The 13,714-nt window shown below is 66.1% G+C and carries 11 protein-coding genes and 2 riboswitches; of the genes, 8 read left to right on the top strand and 3 right to left on the bottom strand.

Translation table 11 applies throughout. The features are described from left to right. Positions 1–35 precede the first annotated feature (35 nt). The gene (locus PUN51_RS07320) at positions 36–824 is read left to right on the top strand and encodes a DeoR/GlpR family DNA-binding transcription regulator (RefSeq protein ID WP_159632424.1); all 789 of its coding nucleotides are present in this window, start codon (positions 36–38) and stop codon (positions 822–824) included. A gap of 92 nt (positions 825–916) precedes the next feature. Next, positions 917–1,696 carry a CPBP family intramembrane glutamic endopeptidase gene (locus PUN51_RS07315; RefSeq protein WP_224025535.1) on the top strand — a complete coding sequence of 260 codons (780 nt, stop codon included), beginning with the start codon at positions 917–919 and terminating at the stop codon, positions 1,694–1,696. An 85-nt stretch (positions 1,697–1,781) separates the two neighbouring features. Here the strand turns inward: PUN51_RS07315 and PUN51_RS07310 are convergent, their stop codons facing one another. Both PUN51_RS07310 and PUN51_RS07305 read right to left on the bottom strand, forming a co-directional pair. After that, positions 1,782–3,527, bottom strand: a complete 1,746-nt coding sequence (locus PUN51_RS07310) for an HNH endonuclease signature motif containing protein (protein ID WP_224025536.1) — start codon at positions 3,525–3,527, stop codon at positions 1,782–1,784. 206 nt (positions 3,528–3,733) lie between these two features. Next, on the bottom strand, positions 3,734–4,372 hold the full coding sequence (locus tag PUN51_RS07305) for a VOC family protein (protein WP_141161063.1): 639 nt from the start codon (positions 4,370–4,372) through the stop codon (positions 3,734–3,736). A 161-nt stretch (positions 4,373–4,533) separates the two neighbouring features. Then, positions 4,534–4,648, top strand: a riboswitch (SAM riboswitch). Positions 4,649–4,692: 44 nt separating this feature from the next. Between PUN51_RS07305 and PUN51_RS07300 the strand changes: the two genes are divergently transcribed. From PUN51_RS07300 to PUN51_RS07285, 4 genes are all read left to right on the top strand, one after another. Further along, on the top strand, positions 4,693–6,015 hold the full coding sequence (locus PUN51_RS07300; RefSeq protein WP_159632421.1) for a bifunctional o-acetylhomoserine/o-acetylserine sulfhydrylase: 1,323 nt from the start codon (positions 4,693–4,695) through the stop codon (positions 6,013–6,015). Positions 6,016–6,118: 103 nt separating this feature from the next. Beyond that, a riboswitch (SAM riboswitch) is annotated at positions 6,119–6,234 on the top strand. 12 nt (positions 6,235–6,246) lie between these two features. Next, on the top strand, positions 6,247–7,362 hold the full coding sequence (metX, locus tag PUN51_RS07295) for a homoserine O-acetyltransferase MetX (protein ID WP_275180362.1): 1,116 nt from the start codon (positions 6,247–6,249) through the stop codon (positions 7,360–7,362). Between the two features lie 179 nt (positions 7,363–7,541). Beyond that, positions 7,542–8,924 carry an MFS transporter gene (locus tag PUN51_RS07290; RefSeq protein WP_275180361.1) on the top strand — a complete coding sequence of 461 codons (1,383 nt, stop codon included), beginning with the start codon at positions 7,542–7,544 and terminating at the stop codon, positions 8,922–8,924. A gap of 4 nt (positions 8,925–8,928) precedes the next feature. After that, positions 8,929–10,059 (top strand): zinc-binding dehydrogenase, encoded by a 1,131-nt coding sequence (locus PUN51_RS07285; RefSeq protein WP_275180360.1) that lies wholly within the window; start codon positions 8,929–8,931, stop codon positions 10,057–10,059. 35 nt (positions 10,060–10,094) lie between these two features. Here the strand turns inward: PUN51_RS07285 and PUN51_RS07280 are convergent, their stop codons facing one another. Further along, entirely contained in the window at positions 10,095–11,027 is a 933-nt protein-coding gene (locus PUN51_RS07280; RefSeq protein ID WP_159632417.1) for a LysR family transcriptional regulator, read from the bottom strand. A 111-nt stretch (positions 11,028–11,138) separates the two neighbouring features. Here PUN51_RS07280 and mmsB point away from each other — a divergent pair, with 111 nt between their 5' ends. Further along, positions 11,139–12,056: a 3-hydroxyisobutyrate dehydrogenase gene (mmsB, locus tag PUN51_RS07275; RefSeq protein WP_275180359.1), complete on the top strand. Its 918-nt coding sequence runs from the start codon at positions 11,139–11,141 to the stop codon at positions 12,054–12,056. Positions 12,057–12,125: 69 nt separating this feature from the next. Beyond that, positions 12,126–13,610, top strand: a complete 1,485-nt coding sequence (locus PUN51_RS07270; RefSeq protein ID WP_275180358.1) for a CoA-acylating methylmalonate-semialdehyde dehydrogenase — start codon at positions 12,126–12,128, stop codon at positions 13,608–13,610. Positions 13,611–13,714: the final 104 nt, after the last annotated feature.

Genomic DNA, 13,714 nt, shown 5'->3' with positions numbered 1-13,714 from the left:
GGAGTGGTGGCTGATGTATCGAAAGGCCCGCTTGTATGACGCGTACCGACCGGCTGACGGCGATTCTTGACCTGCTGGCCAAGACCGGGCAGGTGGAGGTTGACGAGATCGTCAGCACCCTCAACGTTTCCCCTGCCACAGCCCGGCGCGACCTGGACAGCCTTGCCAAGCGCCGCCTGTTGACGCGGACCCGCGGCGGCGCCACCACGGGCGCCCTCGCGTACGACCTGCCCGGACGTTACAACCGCGACGACCATGCCGAAGCCAAGGAACAGATCGCGCAGTGCGCCTCTGCCTTGATCCGGCCGGGTGCGGTGATCGGTCTCTGCGGTGGCACCACCAGCACCGCCCTTGCGCAGATCCTGGCCACCCGCGAGGACCTGAACGCACCCTCCAACCAGCCGACGCTGACAGTGGTGACCAATGCCATCAACATCGCCGGCCAGCTGGCGGTGCGGCCCAACATCAAGGTGATGGTGACCGGCGGCATCCTGAACCCACGCTCGTATGAACTCGTGGGCCCTTACACGGACATCATCATGCAGAAGGTGGTGCTGGACATCGCCTTCATCGGTGTCAACGGCATCGATCCGGAGGTGGGACCCACCAACACGGGGGAGGGGGAAGCCTCTGTCAACGCCTTGCTGGCTTCCCGCGCAAGGGTGTCCTACGTCCTGGCTGATTCCTCCAAAGTTGGCGTGCGGGCTTTTGCCACCATGGATGGCTATGACTTCACCCGGCTGATCACCGATTCCGGCATTTCTGCGCGCGACAAGGCAGCGTTCGAAGCCAACGGCACGGAAGTGATCGTCGCACCCGCCTAAACCCCTTGGGCGGTGCGCGGCCCGCGTGCCGTGCTGTCCAACATCTGCCGCTCCATCAGGCCGGATCCAGAAACTGAAGGCAAGATGGGAACATGCTGGTTCCCTCCCGCCGTCGACTGCGGCTCGAAGTCTGGATCGTCCTGGGCCTGTCCCTGGGCCAGTCCGCTGTCTACTCCGTGGTGCAGCTGCTCGACAAGATGACCCGCGCCCCGCTGGCCGAGGGCACCTCCACCCTGAACCGGTCGCAGAGCACCCGCGAGTACTTCGACCTCACCTACCAGCTGCTGGATATCATCTTTGCGCTGGTTCCAGTACTGCTGGTTCTCTACTTCCTCACCGACCAGCGGCAGGCTTCGCCCGGCAACGCACGCAACTCCGGTTCGGCATTCCAAAAGCTCGGATTCAACTTCGCCCGGCCCGGGAGGGACCTCCTGCAGGGCGTCGGGCTCGCCGCGCTGATTGGCATACCGTCCCTGGGGCTTTACGCGGCCGGCCGGGCCCTCGGCATCACCACCGCCATCATTCCCAGCGCACTGGACTCGTATTGGTGGACTGTTCCGGTCCTGATCCTGTCGGCGATGCGCCACGCGGTGCTCGAGGAAGTCATTGTGGTGGGCTACCTCCTGGACCGCTTCGGCAAGTTCGGCTGGAGCACGCCCCTCGCCATCGCCGTCAGCTCGCTGCTGCGTGGCAGCTACCACCTCTACCAGGGCTTCGGTCCCTTCATTGGAAACGCGGTGATGGGGGTGGTCTTCGCCTGGCTCTACACCCGTACCAAGCGCGTCATGCCATTGGTCATCGCCCACGCGCTGCTGGACATTGTGGCATTCGTCGGCTTCAGCCTCTTCGGTAAGGCCGTGGGGCTGGGATAGCGCCGCCGAGGCCTGGCAGTGGGACTTAGGGGCTACCTGAGCGGCACAAGTGCTGTGTCCCCGCAATGCCCAACACCACCCACATTCACATGCCCAGCAGCAGCTGCCAGTCCGCCTGCGGGTCAGCGGGCAGCTCGAAAAACTTTGCATGGAACTCATCCCACAAGGGATCAGTGGGGCAAAGCTCGCTGGGGTCCACCATGTTCTCACCTGGCGGTTCTTCGACAGGCGGATCAGGCCACACCGGCATCCCCGCAAGGAACTCTTGCCACAACGGATCCTCCGATAGGTGCGGCCCGCGCCATGGTGGCGCCGTAGTCAGCGGAACGGTGTCACTAAGCCGGGCAGTGTCATCAAGTCCAGCCATGGATCCGGGCCGAGCTGATGCTTCGACGGGCGCCGCAACAGCATCGACCGGCAAGCTTCCCGATGGCCACTGGGCCGGTTCGGGGTCGGGGTGTTCTGGGTTGTAGTGCCTGCCTGTGGGTGAGGTCCAGCCGGGTGGTTCATTCTTGTTGGCCGGATCTGGCGTCCATCTGGTGTGGTGTTTGAGCCGGTGGTGTTTGGGGCAGAGTTGGGCCAGGTTGCTGACGTTGGTGGTGCCGCCGTGTTGCCACGCTTGTAGGTGGTCGGTTTCGTTGTCGGGGGTGCGGTTGGTGCAGCCGGGGAATGTGCATTTGGTGTCGCGCATCCTGATCCAGCGTTTGATGGCCTCGGTGAGCCGGTAGTTTTTCCGGCCGATCTCCAGTGGTGCCCCGTCGCGGGGGTCGATCAGGACCCGGTAGAACGATTCCGCCCCGTCGGCGACAAGTTTCCGTGCCATGGACGCCGGGATTGGTCCGAAGCCGTCCAGTAAGGCGGGTTCGTCGGTGGCTCCGAGGAGGGCGAACACGGGCACGGTGACCAGGACATCGGCCCGCGGCGCAGGGACCTTCCCGACCCCGGTGACACCCTCCGTGCCCTGAATGCCGAGGCCGGGACCGTCTTCCTCGGCGTGGCCGGCGCCGAGGAGCAGCGATGCTGCGATGTCGGGGCGGAGTTGGGTAAGGGTGCGGGGTTCGTCTGGTCCCTGGAGGCCGCGGGCGGTCGCGGTGGTCCGGTTCCAGATAGCGCACGCGGTGTCCCCGGGCAAGTAGAGGGAGATCCAGGCCATACCGTCCTTGTCCGGGGTGTATTCCATCCGCCGGTCAGCCACACCCTTTACATGGCGCTTCTCGATCGAGTCGGGGTGGTGGCGTTCCCGCCAACCACGCACCTTCGCCCGGAACCGGGACGGAACAAGCTCGCCGGGGGCCGCGCCGCGGGCGGGCTGGGGTGCAGCCGGGTCGAAGAAGTGCGCCACCAACGCCAGGGCGCCCTCGGTGGTGAGGCCTTCAGTCTCATCGGCGACAATCCGGGCGTGCTGCCAGGACATGTCCCCGGCGGACAGTGCATCGAACACCAGCGGCAGGGAGCAGATCCGGCGTGAGTGCTCCACCAAAGCGCCCGCGGCCGCCGAGCTGATGGTCAGCACCCCGGCGATCTCCTCCACCACCGACATGTCCGCGTAAGTGCGGTCCTGGACAGTGGCGTCCGGCGGCGTCATCGCCTGCTGGAAGGCAACGGCTTCGGCAGTATCCAGCGCCTTCATCGCGGCGAGCTGCGCCTCCAGCCGGGCCGCAACCTCCAGCCGTTCCAGCCGGATCTCATACCGCCGTTGAAGCACGTCAACACGGGAACCAATGCCGGCGCCGGCAGCCAGGGAAGTATCTTCGAAATCCAGCGCATCGATGGCAGCAACAGAGGCACGAACACCCTCCAAAACCACCTCAACACCACCGCTGATTCCCATGCCCACATCATCCAACGAGGCACTGACATCCAAAGTGTGCACGGTTCATGCTGGCGTCCTTCATAGCGGCGCAGGGGGCAGCTTCTTAAATTAATTCGGCCGCCATTGGGTGGTGACGCCGTTGTCACCACCCAATGGCGGCCGAAGTTTGCCCGGGCACAACCCGGGGACCTCCCCGAAGTGATCCGGGGAGGAACGGGGGAGGGTCAGATGGTGACGGCTCCGTTGGCGGTTTCAAAGGTGACCGAGAGGATGCCCGGGGTTCCGTGCGGGGCGACCCACTCCACCGCAACGTCCTCGAGCGGCTTCTCCACCGGCTCACCCAGCCACTCGGTGACGCGCGAGGCGGAACCGGCGATGGTCAGGCAGCTCATCTTGAGGTTGCTCTCGTACGCGTGGGACGGGTGGAGCGAGGGATCGCCCTCCCACTTGAGCATGTACGGCACCTGGGGATCGGCGATGAGGCCCAGGATGCCAATCTGCTTCCAGACCAGTTCGCGGCCGTCCGGGAACTTGCGGTTGCCGTTCACGGCGGCGCGGCCCAGGCGTTCCTCGAAGGGGGCGAGGTCGTCCACTTCGACGCACCAGCCCATCCAGCCGCCACCAGCAGCGGAGCGGGCACGTACTGCCTGTCCGAACGGTGCCTTGTCCGATGCCGGGTGGTCCAGGACCTCAACGACTTCGAGGTACTTGTGGCCGGCGAGCGGGATGATCATATTCCGGGTTCCGAAGCGGGGGTGTACGCCACCCTTCACTGCCTCAACGCCGAGGGCAGTTGCAATACGTTCGGTAGTGGCCGCGAGGCCATCGTGTTCACAGGCGTAAGAGACGTGATCCATGCGCATGCGAACATCTTGGCACTTTGTGATCAGGCTCTCAGCTAAGGGCACCCTTACTAGTATTTGTGGCGCCCGGCGCCCCCGTTATTCGGCCGAGACAGTGGCCGGAAGACCATGTTCGTCACAATGCTGTCCACGGCAACCGTCCGGTTCCTAGACTGGGCCCAGGTCATGAGTGCCAGCGCCAAGCCCCGGCTCGCTGGCCGGCAACCCTCCATCCGCGGTGGGGTGCCCCGGGTGAAGACCTGGCTCCCCGGCAACAGCCGGGAGCAAGCGCGGCCCGTACTGCCGGTGAGCATGCCGGGCCCATGTCAAAGGAGATTTGGATGTCCAACGGATGGTCCTTCGAAACCCGCCAGATCCACGCAGGCCAGGCGGCGGACAGCGCCACGGGGGCCCGCGCCCTGCCTATCTACCAGACCACGTCATTCGTGTTTCCCAGCGCTGAAAGCGCCGCCAACCGTTTTGCCCTGGCTGAACTTGCGCCCATCTATACCCGCATCGGCAATCCCACCCAGGATGCCGTCGAGCAACGGATTGCCAGCCTCGAAGGAGGCCTGGCCGCGCTGCTGCTGAGCTCCGGGCAGGCCGCCGAAACCTTCGCTGTCCTGAACATCGCCGAGGCAGGCGACCACATCGTGGCCAGCCCCAGCCTTTACGGCGGAACCTACAACCTGTTTGCGCACACGCTGAAGAAGTTCGGCATCTCGGTGACCTTCGTGGCCGATCCGGACAACCTGGACCAGTGGCGCGATGCCGTGCAGCCCAACACCAAGCTCTTCTTCGGTGAAGTGGTGTCCAACCCGCGCCAGGATGTCCTGGACATCGAAGGCATCTCCGAGGTGGCCCACCAGGCCGGCGTGCCCCTCATTGTGGACAACACCTTGTCCACGCCGTACCTGATCCGCCCACTGGAGTGGGGAGCGGACATTGTCCTGCACTCGGCCACCAAGTACCTGGGTGGCCACGGCTCGGCCATTGCCGGAGTCATCGTCGATTCCGGCAAGTTCGATTTCGGCAAGGATCCGGAACGGTTCCCCGGCTTCAACACCCCGGACCCCACCTACAACGGCCTGGTCTACGCCCGCGATCTCGGTGAAGGCGGCGCACTCGGCGCCAACCTCTCCTACATTCTCAAGGCCCGTGTGCAGTTGCTGCGCGACCTCGGCTCAGCCGTCTCGCCCTTCAACGCGTTCCTGATTTCCCAGGGCCTGGAGACGTTGAGCCTGCGGGTGGAGCGCCACGTTGCGAACGCCACGGAAGTGGCGCGTTGGCTGGAGGCAAGGGACGACGTCGAATCCGTCGCCTACGCGGGGCTGCCCTCCAGCCCCTGGTACGAGCGTGGCCGCAAGTACGGACCCAAGGGGACGGGCGCCGTCGTGGCCTTCAATCTGGCCGGCGGGGCAGAGGCGGGCAAGCGCTTCGTCGACGCCCTGGAGCTGCATTCCCACGTGGCCAATATCGGCGACGTCCGCTCCCTGGTCATCCACCCCGCGTCCACCACGCACAGCCAGCTCTCGCCGGAGCAGCAGGTTGTGGCCGGCGTGCACCCGGGCCTGGTCCGGCTTTCCGTTGGCCTGGAGCACATCGACGACATCCTGGCCGACCTGGAGGCAGGCTTCCGGGCAGCCAAGGGCGCCGACGCGTAGCCCCAAACGCGAGCGTCGCAGCATGTGCCGGCCGGCAAACCGGGAAGTCACAACCAGTCATACTCTTGGCCTGGAGTGGGGGGTGTTTCGTACACTCGAACCAGGTCATGAGTGCCAGTGACAGCCCCGGCTTGCTGGCCGGCAACCCTCCATCCGCGGTGGGGTGCCCCGGGTGAGGACCTGGCCTGCCGGTCAGACGACGGCAGGCAAGCGCGTAGAAGAGGTCTTGCCATGACGGTTACCGTCGCCCGAACCACCATCCCCGAACACGGAATCGTGCGTTACGCCTCCATCGGGGGTCTGGAACTCGAAGCCGGGGGATACCTCCCGGACGTCACCCTGGCCTACGAAACCTGGGGGACGCTCAATGCGGACGCCAGCAACGCCATCCTGATCGAGCATGCGCTGACCGGCAGCACCCACGTGACCCGCGGCGACACCGACGAAGAAGGTTGGTGGGAACAGCTGGCCGGCCCCGGCGCTCCCGTGGACACGGACCGCTTCTTCGTGGTGTCCATCAATATCGTTGGCGGCTGCTACGGATCCACCGGCCCGTCATCACCCGCGCCGGACGGAAATCCCTGGGGCTCCAGGTTTCCCCTCGTCACGCTGCGCGACAGTACGGTTGCCGAGGCAAGGCTCGCGGACCAGCTGGGCATCAAGAGCTGGTTCGCCGTCCTCGGCGGATCCATGGGGGGCGCCCGCGCCCTGGAATGGGCGGTGACGTACCCGGAAAGGGTGCAGCGCTGCGCCGTGATCTCCGTGGGAGCCGCCAGCACGGCCGAACAGATTGCCTTCGCGCAGGCCCAGACGCTGGCCATCCGGCAAGACCCCAATTTCAACGGCGGGGACTACTACGGCGGTCCGTGCCCGGAAGATGGGCTGGCACTGGCCCGGCGCATCGCCCACATCACCTACCGGTCGGCTGCCGAACTGGAAGGCCGCTTCGGCCGGGCACCCCAGGCGCCCGAGTCGCCCCTGCAGGGGGAAGTTCTTGCCTCCCGCGGCCGCTACCAGGTGGAAAGCTACCTGGACCACCAGGGCAACAAGCTGGTGAAGCGCTTCGATGCCAACAGCTATATCGCCCTGACCGAGGCACTGATGAGCCACGATGTGTGCCGGGGACGGGGAACCTTGACCGAAACCCTCGCCGCCTCCACGGCACGGTTCTTCGTGGCCGCCGTCGACTCGGACCGGCTCTATTTTCCGTCGCAGTCCCACGAACTGGCCCAGGCGCTGCCCGGGGACGTGGACGTCCATGTCATCCAGGCACCGATCGGGCACGACGGGTTCCTCACCGAGATCGGGCAGTTGGGCGGCCGGCTGCGGAGCAGCTTCCTGGTCTAGGCGCCGCCTGGCGCACAGCCCTTAATGTGCATTCCTGCAGATGCGTTCTGCACTAATCGGCGTTGAGGTTGCGCCGCAGGCAGACCATACTCATCGAATCCGGCTTTCGTGGTGTGCATCACACCCGTCTGCCATTGACTGGTCCCCGTGGTGTCGACGACGACGCCGAAGGAGTTCGCATGAGTACGGAAAGCTCCGCCGCAAGGCGCACAGAGGAAACCGACGTCAAGGCCTCAGGCCTTAAGAAAGTGGTGACGGCCTCCATGGCCGGCACGGTCGTGGAATGGTACGAGTTCTTCCTCTACGCATCGGCCGCCACCCTGGTGTTCGGGAAGGCCTTCTTCCCCAACGCCGGCACGGAACTGGACGGCATCATCGCCGCCTTCCTCACCTATGCCGTCGGTTTCGTCGCACGCCCCATCGGCGGAATCGTCTTTGGCCACTTCGGCGATAAGTTCGGCCGCAAGCAGCTGCTGCAACTGAGCATCATCCTGGTGGGGGTCTCCACCTTCCTCATGGGCTGCCTGCCCACCTTCGGACAGATCGGCTACTGGGCGCCCGCGCTGCTGGTATTCCTGCGGTTCGCCCAGGGCTTCGCCGTGGGCGGGGAATGGGGCGGCGCCGTGCTCCTCGTGGCAGAGCACAGCCCCAGCAAGTCACGCGGCTTCTGGGCCAGCTGGCCGCAATCGGCAGTGCCGCTGGGCAACCTGCTGGCCACGGCCGTGCTGTTCGTCCTCTCCTCCACGCTGACCCAGGACGCGTTCCTGGGCTGGGGCTGGCGCGTGGCGTTCTGGCTCTCCGCAGTGATCGTCATCATCGGTTACTACATCCGCACCAAGGTCAACGACGCCCCCATCTTCCTGGAGGCCCGCAAAGAGGTGGACGCGGGCCACAAGGGCTACGGCGTGGCCGAGGTGTTCCGGCGCTACCCGCGCGGCGTCTTCACCGCCATGGGCCTGCGCTTCGCGGAAAACATCCTCTACTACCTGGTGGTCACGTTCTCCATCACCTACCTGAAGACGGTGGTGCAGGCTGACACCACGCGGATCCTGCTGCTGCTGCTCCTTGCGCACACCGTCCACTTCGCCGTCGTGCCCATGGTGGGCAAGCTGTCGGACCGCTTCGGCCGCAAGCCCGTCTACATGGCCGGCGCCATCATGGGTGCCACCTGGGGCTTCTTCGCCTTCCCCATGATGGACACCAAGAACGATGTCATCATCCTGGCGGCCATCATGATCGGCCTGGTGTTCCACGCCTTCATGTATGCCGGGCAGCCCGCCATCATGGCGGAAATGTTCCCCACCCGGATGCGGTATTCCGGCGTCTCGCTCGGCTACCAGGTGACGTCCATCGTGGCGGGCTCACTGGCGCCGATCATCGCCGCGTCCCTGCTGGGTACCTACAAGTCCTCCGTCCCGGTGGCGGTGTACCTGCTCATCGCGTGTGCCATCACCGCCGTCGCGGTCTTCTTCCTGAAGGAAACCCGGGGCATCTCGCTGCACGACGTTGACGCGGCCGACGCCAAGGGCACGGCAGACCTGCTCGCTGCCAGCAAGAAGTAGGGCCATGAAAGCCGCCGTCCTCTACTCCACCGTTCCCGCCCCGGCCCAGGGAAAACAGAGCTACGCCGAGTCCAGGCCCCTGCTGGTGCAGGAGCTGGAGCGGCCGGAGCCGCGCGCCGGTGAGCTCGGAGTTTCCATCACCTACTCGAGCCTGTGCCATTCGGACCTGTCCGTCGTGGACGGTTCACGCGTCCGGCCCCTTCCCATGGCCCTGGGACACGAGGCCGTGGGGCGGGTGGTGTCCGTGGGCGACGGCGTCTCCGACGTATCCGTGGGGGACCATGTGGTTCTGGTGTTCGTGCCCAGCTGCGGCCAGTGCCGGGCCTGCCTGTCCGGCAGGCCCGCGCTCTGCCACCGGGCAGCTGAGGTGAATGGATCCGGAGACCTGCTCCATGGTCCGGCACTGTTGCGGACGCCGGCGGGGGAGCGGATCAACCACCACCTGGGCGTTTCCGCCTTCGCTGACTACGCGGTGGTTGCGCGGGAATCAGTGGTGGTGATTGACGACGACGTCCCGGACACCGTGGCGGCGATGTTTGGTTGCGCCGTGCTCACCGGAATGGGAGCGGTGTTCAACACCGCCGCAGTCGGCCCCGGCCAGTCCGTGGCAGTGTTCGGCCTGGGGGCGGTGGGCCTGTCCGCCGTGATGGCGGCCCGCCTGGCAGGGGCCACGAGCGTCATCGCCATCGACCCCAACCAGGGGAAGCACCAGCTGGCCCGCGACGCCGGGGCCACCGCGGTAGGGACGCCGGAGGACGCAGGGCGGCTGATTGAGGAAGCAGCCGGCGACGGCGTCGACGTCGCCATTGAAGCGGTGGGCTCAGCCGGTGTCATCGCATCCTGCCTGGAGCGGGTCACCAGGGGTGGCGCGGTGGTCTCCGTGGGCCTGCCCCACCCCTCCGCAGAGTTGACGGTACCGGCCCTGCAGTTCGCCGGGGCCGGCAAGCGGCTGCTGGGCTCCTACATGGGCGACGCCGTTCCCGCGCGGGACATCCCCAGGTACCTCGGGTACTGGCGGGACGGCAAACTGCCGGTTGAGCTGCTGCACACCGACACCCGGCCACTCGGCGAGATCAACGAGGGCCTTGATGCGCTCGCAGCGGGACAGGTAGTGCGGCGGCTCTTCCGGGCCTGAACCGTCAGGCCCGGTTCCTCACCCGCCCCGGCTCCTCACCCGGCGAGCAGCAACGACCGCTCCTTCACCTCGTCCTTCAGGGCCGCGATCACGGCCTGCACCCGCGCTGACCGAAGCGACTCCGGCCGTGCAACAGCCCAGATGGGCAGCTGGCGCTCAAAATCACCTGGCAGCACGGGCACGAAATCTTCACGGTCTCCCACCATGAAGTTCGGCAGCAGCCCAATGCCGGCGCCCTGGCGCACCGCCTCCACCTGGGCGAACACGCTCGTGGCCTGGAAGCTTGTCCTGGGCGTCGGAAGCTGCGATGACCAGCGGGGCCCAAGCTCCGCCACTTGGAGTGCAGACTCCACGTAGGAGACAAACGCGTGCTGCCCCACGTCGTCGAGCGTTTCCGGCAGGCCGTGCTGCGCCGCATAGCCGGGGCTGGCGTAGAGGCGCAGGTAGTAGTTGCTTAGGAAGATGGTCTGCGCGGTGCTGACGTCGGCGCGGCCCACCACGATCTCCAGGTCCACCCCTGACCGGTTCTGGCTGACTTTCCGGGTGGCACTCAGCATCTCGATGTTCAGCTGCGGGTTCTGCTGCTGGAGCCGCACCAGCGACGGGGTGACGAACACGGCTCCCACTCCGTCCGTGGTGGCGACCCGGACCAGGCCGGCAAGGGCACTCTGGTCCTGGCTGATCAGGCCCGACAACGAGCCAAGGGTGCTTTCGATCGCCTCCGCCGCCTCTACCGCGGCCGCACCAAGCTTCGTCAGCTCCCAGCCGTGTGGGCTGCGCTCCAGGGTACGCCCGCCCAACTGTTTGTCCAGGGCCAGGATCCGGCGGGAAATGGTGGTGTGTGTGGTGCCCAGGGTCTCGGCCACCGCATTGAACCGGCCCAGGCGCGCCACGGTCAGCAGGATGAGCAGGTCGTCGGGGCTGGGCAACCGTCTCGAATCCACGGGCGGCCTTCCTCTTGTGTGCATCAATGCACAGAGCGTCTGTAATTTTTCCCCTTGATTGCACTCTAGCAGGGTGTGATCGTAGACACAGACATGCCGGCAGCAACGCCGGAATGGAAGCAAAGGAGCTTACGCATGGCAGTTATCGGATGGATCGGCCTGGGCAACATGGGCGGCCACATGTCGGTGAACCTGGTGAAGGCCGGGCACGATGTGCGCGGCTTCGACCTCAACCCCGCGGCACTGGCAGCCGCCGAGGCAGGCGGCGTCAAGCGTGCAGCCAGCATCGCCGAAGCGGTGGACGGCGCGGACGCCGTCTTCACCATGCTGCCCAAGGGTGAACACGCCCGCGCCGTCTACCTTGGGGAGGACGGTGTTCTGAAGCACGCGGATACCCGCACGCTGCTCATCGACTCCTCCACCATCGACATCGCCTCCGCGCAGGAACTGCACGACGCCGCTGCTGCCGCCGGCTTACGCTTCGTGGACGCCCCGGTGTCCGGCGGAATGAGCGGTGCCGAGGCCGGAACCCTGACGTTCATGGTGGGCGGTGAAGAGGGTGCCGTCAAAGACGCGTCGGGCTACATCGGGCCCATGTCCGGAAACATCATTCCCACCGGTGGTCCCACCACGGGCCAGGCAGCCAAGATCTGCAACAACCTGATGCTTTTCATCAACCTCGCCTCCACCGCGGAGGGTGCGGTCCTGGCTGACCGGCTGGGCCTGGACAAGCAGGTCTTCTGGAACATCGCCTCGGTCTCGTCGGGGGACTCCTGGGCGCTGCGGACCTGGTACCCGGTCCCCGGAGTGGTTCCCACCGCGGCCTCCAACAACGACTTCGCACCCACATTCACCACCGAGCTCGCGAACAAGGACATCGGCCTGGCCATCAGCGCCGCCGAGGACACCGGCACGCCCCTGGAAATCGGCAAGCACGTCCAGCAGCTGTTCCAGCGACTCATCGATGCCGGTGATGCGGGCAAGGACTGCTCCATGATCATCAAGCTCGTGGACGGCTCGCTCCAGCCCGCCGACGGGACGCCGTCCAACTAACCGCGCCGTCCAACGTAGACACGCAGTCCAACCAACCACGCCGCAAGAACCGCAGGAAAAGAGACACCCTTGGAAACGATTCCGCACTACATCAACGGCGCCCGCGTCACCGATGCCGACCGCTTCGGTCAGGTCTTCAACCCCGCCACCGGCCAGCAGGAGAAGCAGGTGGCGCTCGCCTCGGCGGCACGGACAGAGGAAGCCATCGCCGCAGCCCGCGCCGCGCTGCCGGCCTGGCGGGCCACCAGCCTGACCAAGCGCACCACCATCTTCTTCAAGGTCCGCGAGATCCTCACCCAGCGAAAGTCAGAGCTCGCGGCGATCCTCACCAGCGAGCACGGCAAGGTCCTCTCCGACGCCGAAGGTGAAATTGCCCGCGGCCTGGAGAACATCGACTTCGCCACAGGCCTGTCCCACATGCTCAAAGGCGAACGCTCGGAGCAGGTCTCCAGCGGCATCGACGTGCACTCCGTCCGCCAGCCGGTGGGCGTGGTGGCGTGCATTACCCCGTTCAACTTCCCGGCCATGGTGCCGCTGTGGATGATCGGCAGCGCCCTGGCGTGCGGCAACACGGTGCTGCTGAAGCCCAGCGAGAAGGATCCGTCGGCGGCCGTCTTCATCGCAGAGGCCTTCGCCGAGGCGGGCCTGCCGGCCGGGGTCCTGAACGTGGTCCAGGGGGACAAGGAAGCGGTCGACGTCCTGCTCGAGCACCCTGAGGTGAAGGCAGTCAGCTTCGTCGGCTCCACCCCCGTGGCCCAGTCCATCTACAAGCGGGCAGCTGAGCACGGCAAGCGGGTGCAGGCCCTGGGCGGCGCGAAGAACCACATGGTGGTGCTTCCCGACGCCGACCTGGACATGGCTGCCGACGCGGCGGTTTCCGCCGCCTACGGTTCCGCCGGTGAACGCTGCATGGCCGTCAGCGTCCTGGTGGCCGTGGGCAACATCGCCGACGACCTGGTGAAGGCGATATCCAGCCGCATGGCAGACCTGAAGATCGGTGCGGGAACCGACCCGGCCTCCCAGATGGGCCCCTTGATCACCGCGGAGCACCGCGACCGGGTGGCATCCTACGTTTCCGGAGCCGAAGGCGAAGGCGCCACCGTGGTGGTGGACGGCCGCTCCCAGCAGTTCGACTCCGACGGGTTCTTCATTGGGGTCAGCCTGGTGGACCACGTCAAGCCGGGCATGAAGGTGTACGACGACGAGATTTTCGGCCCGGTCCTGTCCGTGGTCCGCGTGGACACCTACAGCGACGCGGTGCAGTTGGTCAATGACAACCAGTTCGGCAACGGCACGGCCATCTTCACCCGCGACGGCGGGGCGGCGCGGCAGTTCGAGTTCGACGTTGAGGCAGGCATGGTGGGCGTCAACGTCCCCATCCCGGTCCCGGTGGGCACGTTCTCGTTCGGCGGCTGGAAGAACTCGCTGTTCGGCGACACCCACATGTACGGGCCCGACAGCATCCGGTTCTACACCCGCGGCAAAGTGGTGACCACCCGCTGGCCGGACCCGTTCGCCTCCGTGATCGACCTGGGCTTCCCGCAAGTGGACTAGGCAAGTGGATTAAGCACCACCACCTGGCACGCGGATTAAACAACACCAGACCGGGTTAAGAAACAACAGGCCGGGGACCGTCATTCGGTCCCCGGCCTGTTGTG

Origin of the sequence: Arthrobacter sp. NQ4 (assembly GCF_029077345.1) — a bacterium.
Taxonomy (GTDB): domain Bacteria; phylum Actinomycetota; class Actinomycetes; order Actinomycetales; family Micrococcaceae; genus Arthrobacter.
Note: the sequence above shows the minus strand (reverse complement) of the source record. Positions and strands in the feature narration are given on the sequence as shown.